The following is a 24,160-nucleotide window of genomic DNA, read 5'->3' on the forward strand; positions in this document are numbered from 1 at the left end:
CCTCCTTCGCTCTTTATATCCTTAGGTTGTCCAAAACGCCACCCTCTTATCTCCCAAGCCAACCCCGCCAATTCGTGCCCCGGTACGCACGGAGGCTGATTTCTTTTTTTATTCTGCAATTGCTTTTGTTTTTAACAGCGGGTGTTCACATCGTTTCCCCGCTCCATCCGCGCCAGATGTTGCAACACCGATTCCGGCAATCCATCCACCTGTGTCAAATCTCCCCCCCATAATCGCTCATTGCCCAAAATTCTCCCAACCCGCTCCTTTTGTGAAATATTCCGAACAGAACAGCCAGCGAATTGCGCATGGAAAAAAGCAAGGATTTCCCAGTCATCCCGAACCGTATAATCCTGCCCCGCCAAATTGGTTCCGATATATTCCTCCCCTTCCTTCCGCACTTGAAAGAAACGGATTAAGCCGGCAAGAGCCCGCACAATGCCTTGCGGAAGCCGGCCTTGTTCAGCCAGAAAAGACTGAAGCGAAGGCAAGAGGCGAACCCTGAACTTGCTGACGCTGTTCAGCACTATATCGGAGAGCCGATGTTCGATGCAGGGATTGGCGAAACGTTCAAACACGCTTTTGGCATACTTTTTCATTTTTTGCTGATCCAGCGGAAGTGAAGGGATGATTTCCGTTTCCACCGTCTCCCGGACAAAGCGGCTGAGCTCGGGGTGCTCCATCACTTCCCTTACCAGACTGCATCCGTATAACAGGCCAAGCGGCGCCATCAGTGTATGGGCACCGTTCAAAATGCGCACTTTTCGCAATTGAAAAGACCGCAAATCCGCAACCCACTCCACATTCAGCCCGGCCTGTCGCAACGGAAGCCTGCACTCCAGTTTGGGTTCCCCTTCAATCGCCCAAAAATGGTAAGGTTCCGCCGTGTTCAGCAATTCATCGCGATAGCCCCATTCATCAAACCACCGCTCCGCTTCCGTATGGGGATAACCGGTGACAATCCGGTCCACCAGCGAATTTAAAAAGCGATTATGGCAATCGACCCACTGAAGGAAAGCACCGGGCAACCCCCAGTCCCTGGCATGACGTAGCACACACGCTTTCAGCTCATCGCCGTTGCGATCCACCAGTTCACAAGGGAGAAGAATCAGGCCTTTCCCGGGATCACCGGCAAAATGAAGGTAACGCCGGTACAGAAAATGAGTCAACTTTCCGGGAAAAGATTCGGCCGGTTTCTCCGGGTTCCACTCCATCCGTTGATAAACCAGCCCTGCTTCGGTGGTGTTCGACACAACCCATTCCAGTTCCGGCTTTTCGGCGATGGCCAAAAAGCCCGGCCAATCTTCATAAGGGTCAACCAAGGTGGAAAAAACAGCAATCCTCTCCCTCTGCTCCACCCATTCTCCTTTCTCCATTCCCCGGATCACCAGGGTATAAATCCCGTCCTGACGGCATAATTGCTCCAGTTTGTGCCGGCCTGAAGGACGAGGTTGTATGACGGCAATGCTTCCCGAAAAAAGCCCCTGCTTCCGGCAAGAGTGAATCATCCAGTCAAAAAACCCGCGCAAAAAATTCCCTTCGCCGATCTGCAGCACTTTGACCGGGCTTTTTTTCATCTGTTCATACGCTCTTCTTTCTGTATCGGTTAAACACTCTTTGCCCAAAATGGGTTTCACTTTTTCTTCTCCTTTTTTGTCAACGCGGATTGCGTGTCTCCTGTCATCCCGCGATGACGAAAATTCCTGTACAAATATTGTAACAAATCTCCGTTGAATTAAGATTATTCTCTATTTTGCCGGTTGCTGATCCCTGTGAAATATTTCATAATAAAAATATATAGTTTCCAAGGAAAGGAGTATGAAAATGGATTTTTCGAAAATGTTGGAAAAATATCATCAGAACCATCAACATCCTGTGAATAAAATGACGCATGCCATTGGCATTCCTTTGATCATCATCTCGCTTCCCTGCTTTTTCTTCCAATGGAAACTGGCGCTGCTCTTGTTCGTCGTCGGCTGGATTTTTCAATTTGTCGGACACATGTTTGAAGGAAAAAAACCGACTTTCTTTTCCAATCCCGTTTATTTGCTGGTGGGGCCGATCTATTTCCTGCGAAAATTAATAAAAGGCAAGAGGTGAGATAATAACCCTGCCCATATCAACACGGCGGCAGGGTCACTTGGTCATGCTCCCGCTTTTACTTCCAAAAACCCCTTAATTCTTCGCACCGCTTCATCCAGCAATGTTTCCGGCTGAACCAGGCTGATTCGCACATACCCTTCTCCCTGTTTTCCAAAAGTCTCTCCTGGAACCAGAACCACTCCCGTTTCCTCCATTAACTCCTCGCAAAATTCCATGGATGAGACCGCATACGGAATCCGGGCCCAAATAAACATCGTTGCCGGCGGCTGTGAAACCTCCCAGCCAGCTTCTCTCAGCCGCTGCACCAGGAAATCTCTTCTTCGCTGATAAGTGTTCACATGATCCCGAAACAGGATTTCCCCTTGCCGCAAAGCTTTTTCGGCCGCTTTCTGCACAGGAAGGAAAATCCCGTAGTGTGTATGGGACATAAGGCTTGCGAGCGATTCAACCATCTCCTGATTGCCCGCCATATAACCGATGCGGCATCCGGCCATGCTGAATGTTTTCGATAACGAGTTGAATTCAACACCCACCTCTTTTGCCCCGGGCACGGACAGGAAACTGTGGGCCCGCCGACCGTCATAGACCAGCTCGGAATAAGCGAAATCATGGATCACTTTGATATCGTATTTTTTCGCATAAAAAACAACTTCTTCAAAAAAAGACAAAGGAGCCATCTCCGGGATCGGGTTGCCGGGGTAGTTCAGGTATAACAGTTTCGCCCGTTCCAACACTTCGCTGGGGAGAGAGGAAAAATCAACAAGATAACGGTTTTCCTGCTTAAGCGGAAGCCGGATGACCCGTCCCCCGGCCAGCAGAACACCAATCTCATAAATCGGATAGGCAGGGTCCGGAATCAGGGCGAGATCGCCAGGGTTGATACAGGAGAGCGCCAATTGCGAAAGCCCGTCCTGCGTCCCGCTGAGCTGCAATACTTCATGGTTCGGATCAATCGCCACTTTATAGCGCTTGTCGTAAAAGTCAGCAACAGCTTCATTGAAAGACGGCAGGGCCTTCAGGGTATAACCGTAGGCGGACGGATCAGCGGCCCAACCTGACAACGCATCCAAAATCTCCGGATGTGGAGGAAGATCAGGACTGCCAATGCTCAAATCGATGATCGATCTCCCCTGCCGTTTCATCTGTTCTTTATGTTCAGCCAATTTTTTGAAGATTCCCTGCGGCAATGTATGTAAGCGATGTGATTTCATCTCTTTTCCTCCATTCCGATCATTTAATTGTCAATCACAACCCGTTCAATCCAGTTGCCAGTCCCCGCCGGAGAATACCAAATACGGCGACGTTAATCGTTGATAGGAGGCACCAAGCCTCTGTTTGGCGAGACAGATAATCTGCGCGGCATACTCCGCCTGATGAACAACCGTATTGAATACCAGATCCGAAACCGGAATGAGCTTTCCCCGAAATCTGACGGATTGCCCGGCTTTTTCCGGCGGAAGCTGATCCAGGACACGGATCGCATCACTGAAAGAAGATTCCAGCAAGGCCAGTGTTTCCTCTTTCGTCAGCTTCCGCGGCCGGAATTGTTCATGATCCACTTCTTTTCCCATTATCGTCTCATTCAAGAAAAATGCCAGATTCCCTGCCATATGCAGAACAAGCCAAGCGATGCTGTTGCTCTCCCGGTTCGGACACCAATTGATGTCCTCATCATTCAGTCGGGCAATGCACTCTTTTGCCCGCTCCAACGTGCTTTCCAGCTTTTTTTGATACAACCGCAGCGGAGCCATCCATCCGGTTTTCTCCTTTCGCCTCTGCGGAAGAGCAGATCTGACACTTCCCTGTCAAAGTCATCCGCACAAGAGTTCACCAATACCCGGCGAGCTTTCCAGTTGCTTGCCGGGTTGATAAAAATTGACCCCGTCGGAAACTTGCCCGCTGTTTAAAGCAAATCCTTTAATTCTTCGACCACGTTGGGCGGCGTTTGGCCGGTGACAGCGGCAACCAAATTTTTGGCAGCCAACATGGCCATCTTATGTCTCGTTTGCGCTGTTGCTGAACCGATATGCGGGAGTGTGACGACATTGGGCATGCGTAACAGCGGGTTGTCGGCTGGAACCGGTTCCTGGTAAAAAACGTCCAGTCCGGTGGCACGAATCCGTTTATTTTCCAGCGCTTCGATCAATGCGGCTTCATCCACGGTCTTGCCCCGCGAAGTGTTGATAAAAATAGCCGATTCCTTCATTAAGGCAAACTGTTCACGCCCGATCATGTGCTTTGTTTCCGCGGTCAGCGGAACCATCAACACAATAAAATCAGCCTGCTTCAAAAGGGTTTCCAACTCACAGTAGCGGACGCCCAATCTTTCTTCCACATCGGGCTTGCGCCTTCGGTTAAAGTAAAGCACATCCATGTTAAACCCGAGCTTTCCGCGTCTGGCAATCGCTTCCCCAATGCGGCCCATCCCGATAATCCCGAGCGTCCGGCCATGAACATCAACGCCGAACAAATGCGTATCGTCCCCATTGGTCCATTTTCCCTCTTTTACAAAGCGATCCAATTCCGGGACGCGCCTGGCCGCCGATAAAATCAGGGCAAATGCCAGATCGGCCACGGTTTCATCCAAGACGTGGGGGGTATGGGTTCCGAGCACATTTCTCCTCTTCATCGCCTCAAGATCAAAATTGTTGTAACCGACGGACATATTGCTGACAACTTTCAGTTTGGGGGCATGCTGAAGCAGCTCATCGTCAATCTTCCCGCCGCTGATGAGCAAACCCTCCGCATCGGCAATTTCCCGGAGCAATTGGCTGCGGGGAATTGGGGTGTCTTTTTCCCATTTCCGGTATGTACAATGTTCGGCAATATATGCTTCAGCCTCTTTCGAAACGCGTCTAGCCAGAAATACATGCGGTTTCATCTTTCTCCCCCTCTTAAGCTCTTTTCTAAGGCCATTATAACTCTATTCTTGTTTTCAATGACATGCGTTCGTCCTGTTTAGTTCCTATTTTAAAACATAGTAATTTGATAGGAAATGACAAAATAATGATTGACTGACGCGAAATATTATAATAAATTTGAGTTAAGGAAATATTGTCCAAGTATAAACCATCGCCAAAGAACATATATATGAGACATTCACCCAAAAGTCGACTAATACACTTGGTATTATAGAAATTAAACATCGCGGCGTGACGGTTTACTGTACCAACTCCGCTTAGAAGGAGACAAGAAAATGAAAGTTTCTACCCGTGGAGAATATGCATTGCGTGCTCTGATCCTTCTGGGGCAGCATTCCGGCGTCATCTCCATCGGTGAAATCGCCGAAAAAACGTTGGTTCCTGTCAATTATCTGGAGCAGATCCTCCTCCAGCTCAAAAACCTCGGTTATGTCAGAAGCAAAAGGGGAATTCGGGGAGGATACGCACTGCGCAAGCCTCCTGACCAAATCGTGATCGGTGAGGTGATCCGACAGCTGGAAGGGCCATTGGCACCGATGGGTTGTGTCAGTGTTACCGCTTATGATCCATGTCCCCTGGAAGAGGGATGTCTGTTAAAACCGCTGTGGACCCTGATCCGCGATACCGTCGCCCGGCTTCTGGAAAATACGACGCTGGAGGATTTGCTGGAAGGCCGCATTCCAAGAGAGGAAAGGAGAGTGAAAAAAGCATGAAGCCAGTTTCGTTCCCGGATGAAAAAATCCACCGCATTTGGGAAGCGTTGAAAGGTCTTCAATACGGCACGGTTCTGATCACCGTTCACGATTCCAATATCGTGCAAATTGAAAGAACCGAAAAACATCGCTTTCCGTCCGAAGCTTCATCCTTGTCCAAAAAACATGCCAGCGCGGCAAATAAAAAATAGGAGAGACCATTCGATGCCGACCGGACCACCGGAGGCCCCGTCCCTCATCATCGAACTGAGGGTTTTGGGGCCTTTTTCATTTTTCGGCGAGATGAGGTGAATACATCATGCGCATCAAACAGACACTGAGGTTCTTTTCCATCGCCCTTCTCATCGTTTTGTTCACTTCGCTGACAATCGGTTGCCAGCCGGCTGATTCCGACGACAGGCAAAACGAAATCCGCATCGGCTATCAGAAGTTCGGCATATTGAGCATTTTGAAAGCCCGCGGAACATTGGAAAAACGTTTGAAATCCCGCGGAATCAAGGTGAAGTGGATTCAGTTTCCGGCCGGTCCGCAGCTGTTGGAAGCCCTGAACGTCGGCAGCATTGATATCGGCGAAACCGGAAATACACCCCCGATTTTCGCGCAAGCAGCGAATGCTCCGCTCGTCTATTTCGCAGCCGGAACGCCGCGGCCCGAAGCGGAGGCGATCATCGTTCCCAAAGATTCCCCGATTCGCGGCATCAGGGACCTGAAAGGGAAAAAAGTGGCACTGAACAAAGGTTCCAACGTCCATTATCTGTTGGTCAGGGCATTGGAAAAAGCGGGACTGACATACAGCGACATCCAACCGGTTTATTTGGCACCGGCCGATGCCAGGGCTGCTTTTGCCGAAAAAAACGTCGATGCCTGGGTTATTTGGGACCCTTATTATGCGGATGCCGAAACCAGTCTGCAAACCAGAACGTTGACGGATGCTCATGGATATACGTCCAACCGCTCTTATTATCTTGCGGCAAAAAACTATGCTGCGCAGCACGGGGACGTGATCGGGATCATTGTCGATGAGCTGAAAAATTCAGCCGATTCGTTTAACCGGAATCCCGATCAAACCGCCCGGCTCTTGGCCAAACAGATCGGGATGGACCTGAAGCCGGTCAACCTGGCGATTCAGCGCGCTGAGTATGGAATCGAACCGATCAATCAATCCATTATCGACGATCAACAGCAGATCGCCAATACTTTTCTGCGCATTGGCCTGATTCCCAAATCGATTCAGGTTCGTGACGTCGTTTGGCGGGAGCAAAAATCATAACTCTTTTTGAGAAAGGATGATAATCATGCAAATATTCTGGTTTATCCCCACACACGGAGACGGTCGGTATCTGGCTACCGCATCAGGCGGACGCGCCATTGGATTTCCGTATCTGAGACAATTGGCCCAAGCGGTTGACCATCTCGGTTACAGCGGAGCATTGCTGCCGACCGGACGGTCTTGCGAGGACGCATGGATTGTCGCCTCCTCTTTATTGTCTGCCACAGAGAGAATAAAATTTCTGGTCGCTGTCCGTCCCGGCCTGATCTCTCCCACGCTTGCCGCGCGAATGGCAGCCACGTTTGACCGCTTATCCGCGGGCCGTCTGCTCATCAATATCGTAACAGGCGGAGATCCAGTCGAATTAGCCGGTGACGGCCTGCATCTGGATCACGATACCCGTTATGAGTTAACGGACGAGTTCCTGACCGTCTGGCGGGAAATCATGCGGGGAGAAGATGTTTACTTCACCGGAAAACATTTGAAAATTTCCGGCGGCAAACGGATTTTTCCGCCTGTGCAAACCCCGTATCCCCCCCTTTACTTCGGAGGGTCTTCACCGGCGGGAATGAAAGTCGCGGCCAAACATACCGATGTTTATCTCACATGGGGTGAGCCCCCGAAACAAGTAGAGGCAAAAATCGGACAAGTGAGGAAACTGGCTGCCAAACAGGGAAGATCATTGCGCTTCGGCATCCGTTTGCATGTGATCGTCCGGGAGACGGAAAAAGAAGCCTGGGCGGCAGCTGAGCGTTTGATCCGCTATGTTGACGACGAGGCGATCGCGAAGTCAAAGCGTATTTTTGCCCGTTATGATTCTGTCGGACAACAACGGATGACCCGGCTTCACAACGGAAAAACAACCGATTTGGAAATCAGCCCCAATTTATGGGCGGGCATCGGACTGGTTCGTGGAGGTGCGGGAACAGCTCTTGTCGGGGATCCACGCACCGTGGCAGAAAGGATGCGGGAATATGCGGACCTGGGGATAGAAACGTTTATCCTGTCTGGCTATCCCCACCTGGAAGAAGCCTATCGGGTCGCCGAATTGCTCTTCCCGGAATTACCTTTAACCAATAATCCGCCTGCTTCTCATCCTCATGTTTACAGTCCCTTTGGCGAAATCGTGGCAAATGACCATTTCCCCCGGGAAAAAGAAGGTGTTGCCCATGAAGCTGAGTAATTTCCGATGGCGAACAAAGATGGATGCCCTTCTGTCCTGGTCTCTCCCGGCCATTTTGGTAATCCTTTGGCAAATCTTCAGCAGCATGGGCTGGATTTCCACGGAAACCCTTCCGGCCCCCGTCACCGTGATCCGGACGGCCATTCACCTGGCCCGTTCGGGAGAATTGATTCATCACATTGATGACAGTGCCGTCCGCGCATTGCTCGGTTTGGCAATCGGCGGAAGCATCGGCCTGGTGTTGGGCTTTTTAAACGGAATTTCTCGATTTGCGGAAAAAATCCTCGATTCCACTGTGCAGATGTTGCGAAATATCCCTCATCTGGCCCTGATCCCGTTGGCCATCATGTGGTTCGGAATCGGTGAAGAATCAAAATTGTTCCTCGTGGCCCTGGGTGTGTTCTTCCCGATCTATTTGAATACTTTTCATGGCATTCGCAGTGTTGATCCCGGACTGCTGGAGATGGGAAAAATTTTCCGCCTGACAAAGAGGGCTCTTTTTTGGCACATTATCCTGCCCAATGCATTGCCATCCATTCTCATCGGATTCCGCTATGCCCTGGGGATTATGTGGCTGACGCTGATCGTAGCGGAAACCATTTCCTCAGACTCGGGAATCGGCTATATGGCGATGAACGCACGGGAGTTTATGCAGATGGATGTGGTGGTTTTAAGCATTTTGCTCTATGCCCTGCTCGGCAAACTGGCTGATCTTGTGGCAAAAGCTTTGGAAAAACGCTGCCTGCGCTGGCGGGTAAACGGTTAGCTTTCTCGCAAAAAATGGGTTGCAGGCAGGAACATGGCATCCCCCGGTCTCTTCGACTGTGCCGCAAGGACATGAATATTTTCTGACATCATCAGGGGGTGTTTCAACTGAACCGCAAAGTTTCAGGAACAACGCTGGACATTCGGGGGTTAAAAAAACAATTTGACAATCGCCTGATCTTGAACAACATCGATCTTCTCGTTCAACGGGGCGAATTTCTCGCTGTCGTCGGCCGTTCCGGCAGCGGGAAAAGCACGCTGCTTCGCCTGATTGCCGGACTGGAAGAACCGAGCGGCGGCGTGATTATGCAGGAAGGAAAAGCCATCTCCGGGCTGAACGACGCCGCCAGAATCATGTTTCAGGAACCCCGCCTCTTGCCGTGGCGAACTGTTTTTGCCAACATTGCGCTCGGCATCCGGGACCAAAACGGCAGAACGGAAAAAACAGCCCGCATCCTGGAGCAGGTCGGTTTGGCCGGTTACGAGAAGCAATGGCCTGGAGTCCTTTCCGGCGGGCAACGTCAACGGGTCGCCCTGGCACGGGCTCTCGCAAGCAATCCCCGCCTTCTTTTGCTCGATGAACCATTGGGCGCTCTGGATGCCCTGACACGGATTGAAATGCAGCGGTTAATTGAAAAGCTTTGGCAAGAACAACGATTCACGGCTCTCCTGGTTACTCACGATGTCGAGGAAGCCGTCATCCTGGCTGACCGGGTCATCATGCTGCGAGACGGGAAAGTGGGAATGGATATCCGTATTCCTCTGCCCAGGCCGCGACAGCGGAACAATCCGCTCTTTGCTTCGCTGGTCGGCACCATCCTTGACCAGGTAATGGCCTCAACGGACCGGCAAAAGTCGCAAACCCTGAACTTGGTCACTTCCAAAACGGATAAAGCTTCATCCTAACCCTGCTGTCCGAAAACAGGGTCAGTACCGCCTCCCCATTTTATTTATAGATTTTCATCTCTTGTAACGGCGGAGAATACAAGTGGAAGGTGACAAGCCTCTGCGTGGAAGGATTGCGCATTTTATGAATCTGCCCTTGCGTGGCAAAAAAGAATTGGCCAGGCCCGTAACGGTTTTGCTCATAAGCAAACGGTTCGTCCTCTTTTTCCAGAACGTACAAATGGTTAATCAAATTTCCTTCCACCACCTGACCGCATCCGATGGAGCAACCGTGATTATGGATCGGTGTTTGTTTCATTCCGGGGATATGAATCACAACCGCCTCGACGAAATCCGAACGGTAGACCACATTTCTCCCGTACGGATTCCCGTCGGGGCTGGTCACATAAGGGAGGATTTTTTCACGCGTACACCCGATGGCCTGTACCGCTTCTTTCAGTTCACGGAATCCCGGGTGTTCCACCTTGGACAGTACCTCTTTAATCTGCCTTAAAAAATCCATTTCTCTTCCCTCCATCAAACGGAAATGATCACTTTCTTTACAATATTTACTTAATTAGTCAAGATTTAATGTCTGATTGATCATCTTCAGAATATGCTGTTTTTGACACCTTGGTTCGTTCCATTTTGAAAGGGTGAACGTGATGGGTTACATCAATTTGAAAGAACGATACTTTCTGCTGAGGCATCTGGAAAAAATCAAAATCCATGTGTGTCGTGAGGAACAATCCCTGATCACTTCCATTCTGGGCAAAATCAGATTTCCCGACATTCTCTTCACGCCGGCGGAATATCGCTTCCTCAAAACGGTCATCGTTTCCTGTCTCCATGACGCCATGGATCAGAAAGATGAAATCCAGGTCAACTTTCTCCGTTGCCTCTTCTCAAAAATTGAACAATACGCTTGTCAGGAGGAATGAAAAATGAATCAACAAAACGGCAGAAAAAACCATCCTTATCCGCTCACAGTGAGCCTCAATCCCGAAAATCAGGAGACACCGGTTCATTTTGTGGAAGACTGGATCACTCCGGTGGAATTGATGTATAAACGGAATCACTTTCCTTATCCCTCTGCCGCCGACATTCCCGCCACCCTTCATCTCAACGGGCTGGTCGATCATCCTTTGACGCTGGACTATGAAGATTTGTTGTCATGGCCGTCCAAAACCCTTGTCGTTCCCTTGGAGTGTGCCGGCAACCGGCGAACATCTTACTCACCCAGGGTCTACGGCGTTCAATGGCAGAAGGGGGCCATCAGTCAGGGCCGGTGGAAAGGAGTGCCTCTTGCCTCTCTTCTTAAACGGGCGGGGCTCAAAACGACGGCAACAGAAATCGTCTTTTCGGCCATTGACCAAAGCCCCGACGGAACCTCCTATGCCCGCAGCCTGCCGGTGGAAAAGGCACTGCACTCGGATACCATCATTGCTTATGAATTGAACGGAAAACCCCTTCCCTTCAAACACGGATACCCCTTTCGCTTGATCGTCCCCGGCTGGTATGCCATGGCTTCCGTAAAATGGCTTTCGAAAATAACAGCCATCGACCACCCCTTTCAAGGTTTTTTCCAGACAGAAGATTACGTCTACTACCCCCATGACGATACAGATGAAGGCAAAACCCCGGTCACAACGATGAAAGTGAATTCAATCATTCAGCAGCCGCAAGACTATGATGTAGTGAAAAAGGGAATAAACAAAATCAAAGGATTTGCCTGGACGGGAGAAGGAAGGATTGTAAAGGTGGAGATAAGCACGGACAACGGCCGATCCTGGCACCCGGCAACATTGCACTCAGAACCGCAGCACCCCTACGCTTGGACTTTTTGGGAGTTCTTATGGGAAGCCAAATGTGAAGGAAAATTTACCATCATGTCACGCGCGACTGATTCAGAGGGGCGAACCCAGCCGATGGAACCCGTCTGGAACCGGAAAGGATACGGATACAACGGTATATTTAAAGTCCGCGTCAAGGTTGAGTGAAAAAAATGCCCCTTCGCCAAAACCCCCCTTTTTTCTGCCATTCACCCATCAATTTTTGTATAATTCAGAAACAGTTCCCGTTCACTCTTTCGCAACCCGTAAGATCATGTTAGAATAAAACCTGTTTACTAAATCAAATAGTAGAACTATACATCTGACATAAGGGGAGTTTTTGCGATGAAAGTATACGTGGTTTACGATAGCGAAAGCGGACATACAGAGGTACTGGCCAAGGCGATCGGACAAGGCGCACAGGAAATTGAAGGTGCAGAAGTGTTCGTCAAACATGTGAACGAAGCGGACGTTCGCGATTTGCATGATATCGATGCCCTGATCTGGGGTTGCCCGGGTCACTTTGGCACCATCAGCGCCGGCTTAAAAAGCTGGATCGACAAGCTGGGATACCTGTGGGCAGCCGGAAAACTGGTTGGAAAAGTGGGCGCCGCCTTCTGCACCACGGCCACTTTGCACGGCGGTGCGGAAATGACGCTGTGGAACTTGATCACCCCGATGATGCATAACGGAATGATCATTGTCGGTCTGCCGAGCAACGTGCCGGAAAACGTTTTGCATGGCTCATACTATGGGGTGGCGGTAACCTGTCCGGTGGAAGACAGCGAAGATGCACCAAAAAATATGCCCACCGAATCAGACCAGGCTCTTGGACGTGCATTGGGGCGCCGTGTAGCGGAAGTAGCAAAAAAACTTCACGGTTAATTCATTTGATCCAATAACGTCAGGAGTGAAATCGATGGGATTAGTAATCATCATTCTCTTAATGGTGGTTGGGATTCTCTTTTTGATTATCTTTAACGTAAGAGCTGTCAAAAACAAAGACAAAAAAAGAGTGACATCAGCTGAGAATCCCACCCTCCAGTCCAAACCGGACCCGGTTTCCGCAGAAGAACCGGATTCCGCGGCGGCCATGGATCAATCGAAGCCCAAGGTGGAGACAAAAACCAAGGTGGCTCCGAGAACAACCTCTACCAAACAAGAGATTTCCAGGCAGACAGACCAGGAATACCGCGAAGCGCTGCGACGTGGTTTGTCCGCGATGACAAAACCGGAAAAACCAGCAAAAAAAGATCACATCGATGATGATGAGTACCGGAAAATGCTGCGCCAAATGCAGCAAAAAAAATAGAATTTTAAAGTACTCCCCTTAAAGGGCCCGAAATCGTTCTGACATCCCTTTAAGGGGGGTTTTTCCATCACTGACAAAGGAGATCGAAAACATGGAGAACTTCATTTTTATCACTGTTTTTACTGTCCGTGGTGAAACAAAATGAACGGCAAAAAACCGAACCGCCTCCTCTTTCTCATCGCCATCGCATCGGGGACCTTGCTAAATCCGCTTAACTCGTCAATGATTTCCATGGCCCTTCACCGCATTCAGCAGGATTTTCACCTTTCATTTACGACGGTCTCCTGGCTGATCTCCTCCTACTATCTGGCCAGCGCCATCGGTCAGCCCGTTATGGGCAAAATCGGTGATCAACTGGGCCGCAAGAATATTTTTCTCATCGGTTTGCTTTTGGTCGCCCTGTCGGCTTTGTCAGCTCCGTGGGCCCCGACTTTTCTCATTCTCATCCTGGCCCGGCTGATCCAATCTTTTGGCAGTTGTTCCATTTACCCCTCGGGCATGGGCATGATCCGGGAATATATCACGGAAAAGCAGGCTTCCGCCTTGGCGATCATCTCTTTATTCGCCACCGGAAGCGCCGCCTTCGGTCCCACCATCGGCGGATTTCTCATTGATCTGGGCGATTGGCCGGCGATTTTTACGGTGAACATCCCGGTCATTTTGATCAGTCTCCTGCTGGGCTGGTTCTACCTGCCGCCCGACCGCGACAAGGAGCGGCCCTCCTTCCGGCAAACGGTGAAACAACTGGATCTGCCCGGAATCTTGTTATTTGCGGCCTCCATGGTCTTCTTGCTCTGGTTTTTGCTTTCCTTTAAAACCCAAGTCCATCCGCTGTCCGGAATTCTGGGAATTCTCCTGCTCGCCGGATTCATCTACCGCGAACTTCACGTGGAAAAACCGTTTATACAGCTTCGGCTGTTTAAAACCAACCCCTTGCTGAGCTGGGTTTACCTTCAGTTTATCGTCTTGAACATTTATAACTACTCGATTTTTTTTGGGTTGCCCACCTACTTTCAGGAGGCAATGAACCTGGATGTGAAAACAAGCGGGCTGCTCATGCTGTTCAATGCCGGATTCGGTGCCTTGATTTATCCGGTGATGGGAAAATGGATTGACCGTTCCGGCGTAAAAACCCCTCTGATCATCAGCTCTTTCTTGATGGTTGGCGGAGCTTTGCTGTTAACCTTTGTCTTCGTTCACCTGCCGTTGTATGGGATGGCCTTTGCTTTGGCGATCATGGGCCTCAGTTACGGAATCACGAACGTATGCCTGCAATCTGCCCTGCTGATGGTCGCCCCTCCCTCAATGACCAGTTTGGCGTCCGGACTTTTTCAAACATGCCGCTATATGGGTTGCATCCTGTCGTCGGTTCTGCTGGGACTGGTATTCGGCACGAAAATAAGTCCCGGCCACCTGCAATGGATGGGGTATGCACTCATCGTCTCCTCACTGGCCAGTGTCTGGATGAGCTTAAAATTTAACCCTCGCCAAGATTGACGAGGGTTTCTTTTTTCGCTTTAAGGTGTTGCCCCTTACTGACCCGCTTTTACTGCAAACTTCGCCTGGTGAAACTCAATCACTTTCCCGTGAACCGGGTCATTTCCCTCATATTGAACGGCAGTGACCGTATATGTACCGGGCTTGAGCATGCTCGGGTCTTTTTCCAGAGCCAGTGTTCCCTGGAACATCTTGCCCCCGTGCTCCGTTTGCAACCAGCGCTTATTCACAAAAATAAAAACGTCTTTATCATCAGCAAAGTTTTCAATTGTAAATCCTGTTTGTACGGTCAGATCATCTTCCCCCAGCATCAGAACCGGAATGTCTCCGTCCGCAGCTTCACCGTCCGCTGTTTGGATCGTCAGCTTTCCATCCCCTGTTTCCGAAGCACCGTCCGGAAAGGGGATTTTCATTTCATCCTTTTTGGTTGCCTCCGCACCGGAAGGAGCTTTCGCTTCATCCTTGATGACCACTTGATTTGTGTTACAAGCAACTATGAAAATAGAGACAATTCCCAGGATCAAAAAGAAAACACCTTTTTTCACCTGTGATCCCCCCTTATGTACATGTTCAGCTCAGGCAGCCCAGACAGCCGTTATCCACTATTATAAATTCCTTGCTCCACTTGACAAAAACCTCAAATCCCGTTTTCCGGTTTAACTTTCCTCCTGAAGTTTGTGAGACATTCCTTGCATATGCACGATTGATGCAACTGCTCCGGAGGAACAAGCCCAAAGATTTCCTGCGGAAAAGTTTCAGCGGTACACCAGCAACTTTCCTGCGGCGGCCGCGAAAGATAACCACACACGTTGTCCCGGCCGCAGATGGGGCAGTTTCGCGCCTGCCCGTTATTTTCTTCCATTTCTTTCCCTCCCGATACCATCAATCTGAGTATACCACCGACCGGCAAAGTTCAGAAACAGTCTTGTCCATTCTCAACTTGGGTCGCATTTATAACTCTTTCGGGCTATACCGGTCCAAGAGAAAGTTATATAAAATAACCATGATTCATACTATTAAATGATTGGAAGCAGCCATGCTCTCCAACAAGAACAGGAGGTTGAATATTACCGTATGCATTCCATGTCCTCTCAAGCAACCCCGGATGCGCTGCCACTGGCCGTTCACGCCGCTTCCCTTGTTCTGGCGGTGCTCCTGAGCAGCTTGTTGGTCTGTCTGGCCTCAAAAAACAGAGGAAAAATCCCTTGTATGTCAGGCATGATGACGGCGATGACGAACGCCACGATGTCCGGTTTGACGACAGGTACAGTCTTGGGAATCATGCAGATGACCATGTTTGTGCCAACCGCCGTCGCGACGCTTTTCGGTTTGGCTGTTGGTTATTTGACCGGACGACCCTATGGCCTGATCGCTGTCATCGACGGAATGCTGGCGGGAATCATGGGTGGCTTGATGGGGGCGATGCTGGGAGTCATGGTCATGAATGATCATCCGACCGATACTGTTTTGTTGATCGATCTTCTGTTTGTCATTTTAACCGCTTGTTCCGTTAAATTGATCAAAGCGAATCAAGACGTTTAAGCTGATCCGCTCCCTGCAACCGGCCGGGGAGTTTTTTTAATGAATTGACACGGCGAATCGTTTTCTGCCATCCTGAAAACAATACAGAAACGCAGCTGCAGCGGGACAAGGGGCGGATCACCGTGGAGAAACCGATTAAATGCCTGGAATGCTACAAGCAAAGACCGGGCGGTCGTTGTAATTTCTGCCCGGTCAAAAACAAGGATCAATACGAGGAAATCGGAGGAGGATTTTATATAAAAAAACAAGCAGGAGAAAATCGTATACCCAAGGAGGACAAATAGTCCTTCAGAGGCTGCGGCCAACTTAAGCAGAAGGGGATTGGCGTTTTTCCGCAACGACCTGGAAAAAACCAATCCCGCCGGACTCCTGTTTTCGGGCGTGTAATCAAACTGAGAGTCCCCGCTCATCCACCGGCAGCTCAATCATCGGAAATGGTTGGTGGTTTGGCGTAAAAATAGGAGGCCACAACCGCGATCAGCAACCACAACAGAATCAGGCCCAGCACGGCCCAGTTCCCCATGGAGGAGGGCAGGACCCATGCGAGAACGATGATCAGCAGACCGGTGGGAATGCCCAGATTCCCCGCCAGCCGATGCGTACGAAGCCAGCTTCTTTCGCTGGAAAGAGTCCACGCCGTCCGGATGCCAATCCGCCAGTTGGGTTGAAGCCGGGGCAAAACATTTGAATACAGAAGAATCAGAAGGCCGATCATCGCAGGCACGAATTTCAGCGGAATCCCGATGTTTAAGGCACTGGCCAGAGACCAGAGAGCGATCAATCCGAAAAAGACGACGGTAATGCCGCCGATATACCGGTAAGTGGGCCAAAATTCCCGGTAGTTTTTCTTTTTCGGATCGATTCTCCAAAGCACATGCCATAAGAGAATAACCAGCAACATGGCTCCGGGTTGAATGAGAACGGCAACAAGGCGCGGCCTGAATCGATCCGGTTGCCCTGCCAAATTGAAATGCGTCGGAACTTCGGCCGGAAGATGTGGATAAGCCAAAATTGTCAATACCATCACCAAGATCCATGCAGCCCAACCCCACCAAGGAATCGCTTTACTCTTCATCATCGTTTCCACTACCTCCAAAGCGTTCTAAAAGCCACGCAAGCCAATCTTGTAACACGGTCGTGTTCAGCCGGTAGATGATATACGTGCCGTTTCGCTGGTCTGCAACCAGATTGGCATTTTTGAGCACGTTTAAATGACGGCTGATGGTCGGTTGTGCATGCGAAAAATGGGTCGCAATCTCACCGGCTGTTTTGGGCCCTTCCTTCAATAATTCAATGATTTTCCTGCGCGTCGGATCGGCCATCGCTTTAAATACATTTTCATTCATACAAGTTCACCAACCGTTATTGCTTTCTGCTGGCTGTTCATAATATTATTATATAGCCATATAGCTAAATAGTAAATTATACGACGGCCGCATTTTCAAAACACACGACTGTTCATCAATCGTGAAGGTCCACACGAGAACATTCAATTTTCCTGCATAATGAAAAGGCCTCGTCCGACCCCGGACCTCTCGTTACCGATTTTGCATGTGCTCGGCTTCCGCGCGCCTCAAGGGCCTTGGCTGGTGAATATCACAGTGGCAGACACCATTTCGTCCGGCTCTGTACAATCGCTCCCCCTCTGCTGTCCGGTAATCGATCATCCCCTTGTGCCACTTGTGTTTCTGATGCGTCGGGGACACGGCAGCCCAGGAAGCGGATCCGGGCGGTGTGCAGTATCCAGCCAAGGTTTCTTCTGCGATCGTTATCATTTCCGGAAAACATGGATCGGTTCTCCAAGGGGAAGCCAACCGCTAAACTCTGCTCCGGCATCAGCCCGATTTGCGGCCGTGAGATCGCCACCGTGGGCTTTGAAGATGCGTTTGGCGATGGTCAGTCCCATTCCGGTTCCGCCTGTTTCGGCATTTCTCGATTTTTCCGCCCGGTAGAGGGGTTCAAATACATGCGGCAGATCCTGTTCGGGAATTCCCGGCCCTGTATCGCTGATGGTGAAACATACCTGATTTCCTTTCCTGTACCACTTCACCGTGATTTTCCCGCCCGCCAGTGTATAACGCAAAGCATTGTCGAGGAGATTGCCGACAGCCCGTTCCAGCAAATGCGGATCGCCTTGAACCGGACACGCCGTTTCCTCTCCGCTCTCATCAACGATTTCCACATTCTTGGCCTGGGCGAGCAATCGGTAATGTTCGATCATCTCCTTCATCCACAGTCCAAAATCAAATGGTTCACGTTTATTCACATCCATTTGTTCCATATATTCGGTTTTCGCGTAAACGAAAAGATCAGAGACCAGCCGCTCAATCTGTTCTGATTTCTGCCTGCAGACACTTAAGTACCTGGCCGCTTTTTCCGCCGTTTCCGCTTTCCCCTGCTCAAGCCTGAGCAAATAGCCCCGCAGCACGAATAACGGCGTGCGGAGGTCGTGCGCGATGGCAGTGAGAAAGAAACGGCGCTCTTCTTCCAAGGTTGCCTGGCGCTTGAGCGATTTCCTCAATCCTTCTCCCATCGCCTCAAAAGCAGCCCTTACATCCGCCACTTCGGTTACGCGGGAGGTCGGGATCCGAAAATCCAAATCACCTTCGGCAATCCGTCTGGCTGCGGAACTCATCGCAGCAAGCGGCTTCAGCACATATCGCCCCATCAGCCAGCGGTTGAAGATGATGGCGAGGATCATGGCAATGACCGCCGATAATATGCCATAAATTTGATTATGGTTAAAAACAAACAGCTTGACCGTCCCCCGCATTTTTCCGTCTTCGATGACCATGACCTGTTGGCTGTTAAATTGCTTCGGATTATACGGACCCGTCTGAAAAATCTTCTTTCCCGACGGATCGGTGATGGAAACGGCGATTCCTGAAGCTTTGAACTTGGTTTGAATCGTTTTTTGCCAGTCCGCGTTCCGCCATTTGTCCACACTGCCCGTGATTTCCCGGATCGCCCTGTCCGCCAGCGCCGCTTTCGTCTGCGTCTGGTGGCTGACAATCGGCTGGATGACAAACCCGAGAATCCCATAAAAGAGCCGGGACAAAATGATCACCGACAACAGGCCGGCAAAGATGAATTTGCGAATCCGCATCGTTCTCATCTAATGCGCTCCTTCAAAACGGTATCCTACACCCCATACATTGACAATCAGTCTGGGATGGTTGGGATCGGCTTCGATTTTTTCGCGAATCCTGCCCATATGGACGATCACCGTATGCTTATCACCCACACCATCCCAGAAACGGTCAAGGAGTTGCTCATAGGTAAATACTTGCCGGGGATGCTCCGCAAGTAAGAGCAGCGTTTCAAACTCCTTGGGTGTCAGGGATACCGGATGGCCGTTCACCCGAACTTCATGGGCCCGGACATCAAGCGTGAGGTGGCCAAACCGGCGAACGGCTGCCTGGGGAATCCTCTGTTTGCCATAGCGGCGAAGCACCGCTTTTACCCGCGCCACCACTTCCACCGGCGTGGCGGATTTGACGATATAATCGTCCCCGCCGATTCCCAGTCCCCGGATTTTGTCCACATCTTCACCGCGCGCGCTTAAAAACAGAATCGGAACATCGCTTGTCCGCCGAATCTCCCGGCACAGCTCAAATCCGCTCCGGCCAGGCATCATCACATCCAGAAGCACGCACTCCACGGTTGAATGCCGCAAAATGCGAAGCGCCTCTTCGGCATCGTACGCCTCTTCGACACGAAAACCTTCATCTTCCAAAAAATCCCGCATTAACTCCACAATCGCTTTATCATCATCGACAACCAAAACGGTTTGTTTGCTGTTCATCATAACCCCCCATCGTAACGGAATTGCAGCGAAGCACCTTCATCTTAACACAGCAAACAAGCCAGGATCAGGCGCTCTGCTGAATTATGACCGCTTCGTGATCAGTTTGTGACTTTTCATCCGATTTATCTGTGATCGGTAAAAGGTATCTTATTCACATGACACCCGGCGGACAAAATACCGCAATCCTGAGGAGAAGGTGATTACATGTTTTTAGCTGCAAATCATGATTTTCATTTCTTCCCTTTAATTTTCCCGTTTGGTTTTTTCTGTATCGTGTTTGCAACATTCCTGATCTTCCGCATTATTTCATTCCGCCGTTACGGACGCTGTTACTGTTACAACCGTTTCGACGGCCGGCTTGAGGCGGAGGAGATCCTGAAGCGCCGCTTGATCAACCATGAAATAAGCGAAGAAGAATACTTGAAACTGAAAGAGATTTTGCGTAAGTAAGGTTAAGCCAACGTCCCTGGGTGTATTGGAGATGTTCCCATATGTGTTTTAAGCGGGAATCATCTCTTTTTTCATTTTTTCAGACTGAAATATCAATATTAAAGAAATGGTATGCTTTAAGGGAAAGGCACACATCCCTCGAAAGGTGATGATTTCATGGCACGTGTTTTATTTGTCAACGCAGGAGCAGAAGGACATATCAACCCCACTCTCGGCGTGGTTCGTGAACTCATCCGCCGTGGTGAACAGGTTGTCTATTTTACCACGGAAAACATGCGTGATCGAATTAAAGAGACAGGCGCTTCGGTACGTACGTTTGACACCGAAAAGTTTGTCAAAGCGTTCCTGAAGGGCGGAAGATCCCATCTGCTTTCCAGAGTGAACGGCCTCTTGCGCACAACCGATATCGTGATCCCTGCCGTTTTGGAACAAACAAAGGGAGAGCAATACGATTACATGATTCACGATTCAATGTTCGGGTGTGGCCGTTTACTCGCACAAATACTCAACTTGCCGGCAATCAACTCCTGCACGAGCTTTGCGTTCCAACAGACCACTTTTGACCGTATGCTGGATCACTTTTCACGCCGTCTACCTGCAGAAATCAATGAACGTGTGCAACAAGACTTTCAACAAATGGTCAGTTCCGTGCAAAAGAGATACCGCGTGAAAATCGGCTCTGCTTACGAGGTGTTCTGCAATCCCGCCCCATTGACCATTGTCTACACGACAAAGCAGTTCCAGCCCGAAGGAGAGAGCTTTGACGAAACGTACAAGTTCGTCGGGCCATCCATAGCTCCACGATCGCACGTCCGGTTTGATTTTTCCGAGCTGGACACAAGCAGTCTGATTTACATATCACTTGGCACGGTGATCAATCAAGCAGTGGATTTCTACAAACTCTGCATTCAAGCTTTTGCTGATACGAAACATACGGTCATTTTATCCGTCGGCAGGCAGACGCGAATCGAAGACTTGGGGGAGATTCCCGGGAATTTTGTTGTCCGCAATTACGTACCGCAGTTGGAAATCCTGCAGCGTGCCAAATTGTTCATCACACACGGCGGCATGAACAGCACGTCCGAAGGACTCTACTACGGTGTACCGCTAATTGTGATTCCTCAAAGCGCCGATCAACCTCTGATAGCACAGCGTGTGGCGAATCTGGGTGCGGGGATTCAATTAAAACAGGAAGGGCTGACTCCCGCCGGTCTCAGAAAGGAAGCGGAGCGCATACTTGAGGATTCTTCCTTCCGCAATGTTTGCCGGAAAATCGGAAATTCGTTTCGTGCGGCAGGGGGATACCAACGAGCTGTCGATGAGATCTTTGCATATAAGCGCAGTCTGGGCATCACCGAATAAACCAACATACTCCCCGCGCAGTGAGGGACCGGCCTGACGCACATAAGGCTTTTACCCGATGGATCGTCCAGAGTAAAAGCCTTATGTTCATTTCAGGGCTTTTCTTTGAAAACTGTGATTATGCCGTTTCCTGTAACGAAGACCCGGCAGGCTGAGAACCTTCCGGCCGTTTTTCCGCAATGAACAAAGCCAGGATCAAGGCTGCAACCGCCAGCCAAACCGTGACATAAAAGACATCGCTCATCCCCTGAACCATTGAGTGTATCCGGATTTGTCCCGCCAGATAGCCGATGGCGGATTGCCTGGCTTCGGCCATGGGTTGTCCCATCGTCATAAACAGCTGCTGAATTTGGCTGAAGACCATTTGGCCGGTCGGTGAAAAAACATTGAGCTGATCTGCATTGGCAGCGGCATGAAACGCGATGCGATGAGAATATAACAAAGTTGCCCAGGCGGTGCCAAATGACATCGCAACCTGGCGGATCGTGCTGCTCAATGCCGTCGCCTGATTCACCAGCTCATTTGGAACCGCGTTAAGCCCGGCTGTCGTAATGGGCATCATCACCAGTGAAATGCCCAATCCCCGCAGCACCAGCCATAAAATGATCGTGGAAAACGGGGTATTCACATCCAGCGATGTGGTCAGATACATCGAGAAGGCAGTTACGGCAAACCCGGCAACAGCCAGCCACCTGGCACCGATCCGGTCATAGAGCCTTCCCGCGATCGGCATCATCAAACCCGTAACCAGCGCCTGCGGCAAAAGCAACAGGCCGGTCTGAACCGCAGACAAACCCATGATATTTTCCAAAAAGATAGGAAAGAGAAACAGAGGCACAAACAAGATGACGCTGGCAATGCTGAGAACAACCTGCGTCAGGGAAAATACACCGTGTTTGACAACCTGTATCCTCAGCATCGGCTCTTTCTTGTTCCATTCAATGAGGATGAAAAAGAGCAAACAGACGGCTCCGAAACCGATAAACGCCATAACTTCCGGATCGGACCAGCCTTTGTCCGCCGCGTTTCCGATTCCGTACAGCAGAGTGGAAAAACCGGCTGTTGAAGTGACAAAGCCCCAGAAATCAAATTTTTGCTCGGTATAATGCTCCATTTCCCGCATGGCGGCCGCAGCCAGAAACAGAACAACCACACCGATCGGGACATTGATGAAGAAGATCAGGCGCCAATTTAAATACTCCGTGATATAACCGCTTAATGTTGGTCCGATGGCGGGGGCAAACATGATGGCAATTCCGAATATCCCCATCGCCTGCCCTCTTTTTTCCCGCGGGAACATGCGAAAGATCAGGGCTTGCACGACGGGCATCAAGGCGCCCCCGCCGATGGCCTGAACTATGCGGAACAGAACCATGACCGGGTTGCTCCAGGCCAGCCCGCAGAGAAGAGAACCCAAAGTAAACAGAAACAGAGCAATCATAAAAATCCGTTTATAGCCAAAACGTTCAGTCAAATAACCGGTAATGGGGATGATTGTTCCCACCATCAGCGCATAAGCCGTCACAACCCATTGAATCTCATCGGTGTTCACCCCGAATACCTGCATCATCCTCGGCAACGATACATTGACAATGCTGCTGTCCAATACCGCCATGAAAACGGCGATCAACAGTGTGGCCAAGATCAGGCCGCGATTTTTCATATCCGCGTTATCCAACGAGCTTCCACCTTTCTCCCGGTTATTTATGTATTTTCACCGTTGCATTCAGTCCGGGAACCATTCCTTTTTCCACGGAATCAAAACGGATTTTCACCGGCACTTTTTGTGTCACTTTGGTGTAGTTGCCGCTGGTGTTCTCGGACGGAAACAGGGAAAAGACGGAAACGGTCGCCAGGCCGATTTGCTGGACCTTCCCGCTGAACGTTCGCCCGGGAAACGCATCCAAAGTGATATCGACATCCTGGCCTGTCTTCAGCCCCTTCAACTCCCCTTCTTCAATATTGGCTGTGACAAACAACTGATCAAGCGGAACCGTAATGACCAGCGGCGTACCGGCCGCGACGACTTGCCCCTCTCTTCCATCGCTTTGAATCACCGTTCCATCAGCCGGTGCGGTGACGGGAATGGTCTCTATTACGGAAACTTCTTCGGGCAGATCCGTAATCTCTGTATTTCCCGCAACGATTTCGGCAATCACGTCCCCTTCTTTGACGGTGTCTCCCGTTTTTATATTCCATTTGACAATCTTTCCACTTGCCGGTGCACTGATGGTGCTGAGATCCCCTTGTACTTGGGCATCCTCAGTTATGATGAAATTCATGATGTTCGTCGCATAATACCAAGCGCCAATCCCCAATCCCACAATGATCAGAGCGACAATGACATTGACCGTTACGACCTTTTTCACTGACAGCTTCCCTCCGCAAATATTTTTGTTTACTGTTCACAAAAAATAACAAATAGTAAAAATATTATGGCCGGATGTTTCAAACGCGAAAATTTCGACTCCTTATTTATTCACTATCATAGCATATTTGCCCAATGACGCAGGAATG

The 24,160-nt window shown here is 50.1% G+C and carries 29 protein-coding genes; 15 read left to right on the forward strand and 14 right to left on the reverse strand.

Going from position 1 to position 24,160, the window contains the following annotated elements; genetic code table 11:
• Positions 1-131: 131 nt before the first annotated feature.
• Positions 132-1,637, reverse strand: coding sequence for a tagaturonate reductase (locus I8U18_RS05870; protein WP_198055082.1), 1,506 nt, complete (start codon positions 1,635-1,637; stop codon positions 132-134).
• Between the two features lie 187 nt (positions 1,638-1,824).
• On the opposite strand from I8U18_RS05870, the gene I8U18_RS05875 reads away from it, so the two are divergent.
• Entirely contained in the window at positions 1,825-2,100 is a 276-nt protein-coding gene (locus I8U18_RS05875; RefSeq protein ID WP_033099305.1) for an Mpo1-like protein, read from the forward strand.
• A gap of 44 nt (positions 2,101-2,144) precedes the next feature.
• Here the strand turns inward: I8U18_RS05875 and I8U18_RS05880 are convergent, their stop codons facing one another.
• From I8U18_RS05880 to I8U18_RS05890, 3 genes are all read right to left on the reverse strand, one after another.
• The gene (locus I8U18_RS05880; protein WP_198064572.1) at positions 2,145-3,314 is read right to left on the reverse strand and encodes an aminotransferase class I/II-fold pyridoxal phosphate-dependent enzyme; all 1,170 of its coding nucleotides are present in this window, start codon (positions 3,312-3,314) and stop codon (positions 2,145-2,147) included.
• A gap of 45 nt (positions 3,315-3,359) precedes the next feature.
• Positions 3,360-3,854 (reverse strand): DUF1572 family protein, encoded by a 495-nt coding sequence (locus I8U18_RS05885; protein WP_198059261.1) that lies wholly within the window; start codon positions 3,852-3,854, stop codon positions 3,360-3,362.
• A gap of 152 nt (positions 3,855-4,006) precedes the next feature.
• Complete coding sequence (locus I8U18_RS05890) at positions 4,007-4,984, reverse strand: 2-hydroxyacid dehydrogenase (protein WP_198064573.1); 978 nt, start codon at positions 4,982-4,984, stop codon at positions 4,007-4,009.
• A 315-nt stretch (positions 4,985-5,299) separates the two neighbouring features.
• Between I8U18_RS05890 and I8U18_RS05895 the strand changes: the two genes are divergently transcribed.
• The 6 genes from I8U18_RS05895 to I8U18_RS05920 all read left to right on the forward strand — a co-directional run bounded on the left by I8U18_RS05895 (position 5,300) and on the right by I8U18_RS05920 (position 9,861).
• Positions 5,300-5,737: an RrF2 family transcriptional regulator gene (locus tag I8U18_RS05895; protein WP_033099309.1), complete on the forward strand. Its 438-nt coding sequence runs from the start codon at positions 5,300-5,302 to the stop codon at positions 5,735-5,737.
• Positions 5,734-5,928 (forward strand): YezD family protein, encoded by a 195-nt coding sequence (locus tag I8U18_RS05900; RefSeq protein ID WP_198055085.1) that lies wholly within the window; start codon positions 5,734-5,736, stop codon positions 5,926-5,928. The genes I8U18_RS05895 and I8U18_RS05900 overlap by 4 nt, the downstream gene beginning before the upstream one ends.
• Positions 5,929-6,035: 107 nt before the next feature.
• A complete protein-coding gene (locus I8U18_RS05905; RefSeq protein ID WP_033099311.1) occupies positions 6,036-7,007 on the forward strand; it encodes a sulfonate ABC transporter substrate-binding protein in 972 nt (323 codons plus the stop codon).
• A gap of 25 nt (positions 7,008-7,032) precedes the next feature.
• Entirely contained in the window at positions 7,033-8,190 is a 1,158-nt protein-coding gene (gene ssuD, locus I8U18_RS05910; protein WP_198064574.1) for an FMNH2-dependent alkanesulfonate monooxygenase, read from the forward strand.
• Positions 8,177-8,956, forward strand: coding sequence for an ABC transporter permease subunit (locus I8U18_RS05915; RefSeq protein WP_052153877.1), 780 nt, complete (start codon positions 8,177-8,179; stop codon positions 8,954-8,956). The genes ssuD and I8U18_RS05915 overlap by 14 nt, the downstream gene beginning before the upstream one ends.
• A gap of 107 nt (positions 8,957-9,063) precedes the next feature.
• A complete protein-coding gene (locus I8U18_RS05920; protein ID WP_198064596.1) occupies positions 9,064-9,861 on the forward strand; it encodes an ABC transporter ATP-binding protein in 798 nt (265 codons plus the stop codon).
• Between the two features lie 40 nt (positions 9,862-9,901).
• Here I8U18_RS05920 and I8U18_RS05925 read toward each other — a convergent pair whose 3' ends face one another.
• Positions 9,902-10,363, reverse strand: coding sequence for a cysteine dioxygenase (locus tag I8U18_RS05925; RefSeq protein WP_198055087.1), 462 nt, complete (start codon positions 10,361-10,363; stop codon positions 9,902-9,904).
• Positions 10,364-10,505: 142 nt separating this feature from the next.
• Between I8U18_RS05925 and I8U18_RS05930 the strand changes: the two genes are divergently transcribed.
• The 5 genes from I8U18_RS05930 to I8U18_RS05950 all read left to right on the forward strand — a co-directional run bounded on the left by I8U18_RS05930 (position 10,506) and on the right by I8U18_RS05950 (position 14,481).
• A complete protein-coding gene (locus I8U18_RS05930; protein ID WP_033099314.1) occupies positions 10,506-10,781 on the forward strand; it encodes a hypothetical protein in 276 nt (91 codons plus the stop codon).
• A 3-nt stretch (positions 10,782-10,784) separates the two neighbouring features.
• Positions 10,785-11,840, forward strand: a complete 1,056-nt coding sequence (locus tag I8U18_RS05935; RefSeq protein ID WP_198055089.1) for a sulfite oxidase — start codon at positions 10,785-10,787, stop codon at positions 11,838-11,840.
• Positions 11,841-12,017: 177 nt separating this feature from the next.
• A complete protein-coding gene (locus tag I8U18_RS05940; protein WP_033099316.1) occupies positions 12,018-12,557 on the forward strand; it encodes an NAD(P)H-dependent oxidoreductase in 540 nt (179 codons plus the stop codon).
• Between the two features lie 34 nt (positions 12,558-12,591).
• Positions 12,592-12,984 carry a hypothetical protein gene (locus I8U18_RS05945; RefSeq protein WP_198064575.1) on the forward strand — a complete coding sequence of 131 codons (393 nt, stop codon included), beginning with the start codon at positions 12,592-12,594 and terminating at the stop codon, positions 12,982-12,984.
• A 141-nt stretch (positions 12,985-13,125) separates the two neighbouring features.
• Entirely contained in the window at positions 13,126-14,481 is a 1,356-nt protein-coding gene (locus tag I8U18_RS05950; RefSeq protein ID WP_198055091.1) for an MFS transporter, read from the forward strand.
• A gap of 35 nt (positions 14,482-14,516) precedes the next feature.
• Here the strand turns inward: I8U18_RS05950 and I8U18_RS05955 are convergent, their stop codons facing one another.
• Both I8U18_RS05955 and I8U18_RS05960 read right to left on the reverse strand, forming a co-directional pair.
• Positions 14,517-15,026, reverse strand: a complete 510-nt coding sequence (locus I8U18_RS05955; RefSeq protein ID WP_033099319.1) for a hypothetical protein — start codon at positions 15,024-15,026, stop codon at positions 14,517-14,519.
• A gap of 92 nt (positions 15,027-15,118) precedes the next feature.
• Positions 15,119-15,364 (reverse strand): cysteine-rich CWC family protein, encoded by a 246-nt coding sequence (locus I8U18_RS05960; protein ID WP_370589378.1) that lies wholly within the window; start codon positions 15,362-15,364, stop codon positions 15,119-15,121.
• 191 nt (positions 15,365-15,555) lie between these two features.
• Here I8U18_RS05960 and I8U18_RS05965 point away from each other — a divergent pair, with 191 nt between their 5' ends.
• On the forward strand, positions 15,556-16,023 hold the full coding sequence (locus I8U18_RS05965) for a hypothetical protein (RefSeq protein ID WP_198055093.1): 468 nt from the start codon (positions 15,556-15,558) through the stop codon (positions 16,021-16,023).
• 421 nt (positions 16,024-16,444) lie between these two features.
• Here the strand turns inward: I8U18_RS05965 and I8U18_RS05970 are convergent, their stop codons facing one another.
• The 5 genes from I8U18_RS05970 to I8U18_RS05990 all read right to left on the reverse strand — a co-directional run bounded on the left by I8U18_RS05970 (position 16,445) and on the right by I8U18_RS05990 (position 19,828).
• Positions 16,445-17,101: an SdpI family protein gene (locus I8U18_RS05970; protein WP_232330984.1), complete on the reverse strand. Its 657-nt coding sequence runs from the start codon at positions 17,099-17,101 to the stop codon at positions 16,445-16,447.
• The gene (locus I8U18_RS05975) at positions 17,088-17,369 is read right to left on the reverse strand and encodes an autorepressor SdpR family transcription factor (protein ID WP_033099321.1); all 282 of its coding nucleotides are present in this window, start codon (positions 17,367-17,369) and stop codon (positions 17,088-17,090) included. The genes I8U18_RS05970 and I8U18_RS05975 overlap by 14 nt, the downstream gene beginning before the upstream one ends.
• A gap of 192 nt (positions 17,370-17,561) precedes the next feature.
• Positions 17,562-17,798, reverse strand: coding sequence for a hypothetical protein (locus I8U18_RS05980; RefSeq protein ID WP_198059258.1), 237 nt, complete (start codon positions 17,796-17,798; stop codon positions 17,562-17,564).
• A complete protein-coding gene (locus I8U18_RS05985; RefSeq protein ID WP_033099323.1) occupies positions 17,795-19,138 on the reverse strand; it encodes a sensor histidine kinase in 1,344 nt (447 codons plus the stop codon). The genes I8U18_RS05980 and I8U18_RS05985 overlap by 4 nt, the downstream gene beginning before the upstream one ends.
• The gene (locus I8U18_RS05990) at positions 19,139-19,828 is read right to left on the reverse strand and encodes a response regulator transcription factor (protein ID WP_033099324.1); all 690 of its coding nucleotides are present in this window, start codon (positions 19,826-19,828) and stop codon (positions 19,139-19,141) included.
• A 207-nt stretch (positions 19,829-20,035) separates the two neighbouring features.
• Between I8U18_RS05990 and I8U18_RS05995 the strand changes: the two genes are divergently transcribed.
• Both I8U18_RS05995 and I8U18_RS06000 read left to right on the forward strand, forming a co-directional pair.
• Positions 20,036-20,281, forward strand: a complete 246-nt coding sequence (locus I8U18_RS05995) for an SHOCT domain-containing protein (protein WP_198055095.1) — start codon at positions 20,036-20,038, stop codon at positions 20,279-20,281.
• Between the two features lie 156 nt (positions 20,282-20,437).
• Positions 20,438-21,643, forward strand: a complete 1,206-nt coding sequence (locus I8U18_RS06000) for a macrolide family glycosyltransferase (protein WP_198055096.1) — start codon at positions 20,438-20,440, stop codon at positions 21,641-21,643.
• Positions 21,644-21,761: 118 nt separating this feature from the next.
• Here the strand turns inward: I8U18_RS06000 and I8U18_RS06005 are convergent, their stop codons facing one another.
• Complete coding sequence (locus I8U18_RS06005; RefSeq protein ID WP_198064577.1) at positions 21,762-23,321, reverse strand: DHA2 family efflux MFS transporter permease subunit; 1,560 nt, start codon at positions 23,319-23,321, stop codon at positions 21,762-21,764.
• 22 nt (positions 23,322-23,343) lie between these two features.
• Positions 23,344-24,012, reverse strand: coding sequence for an HlyD family secretion protein (locus I8U18_RS06010; RefSeq protein ID WP_033099327.1), 669 nt, complete (start codon positions 24,010-24,012; stop codon positions 23,344-23,346).
• Positions 24,013-24,160: the final 148 nt, after the last annotated feature.

It is taken from the genome of Thermoactinomyces sp. CICC 10522, from assembly GCF_016055075.1.
GTDB lineage: Bacteria > Bacillota > Bacilli > Thermoactinomycetales > Thermoactinomycetaceae > Thermoactinomyces_A > Thermoactinomyces_A daqus.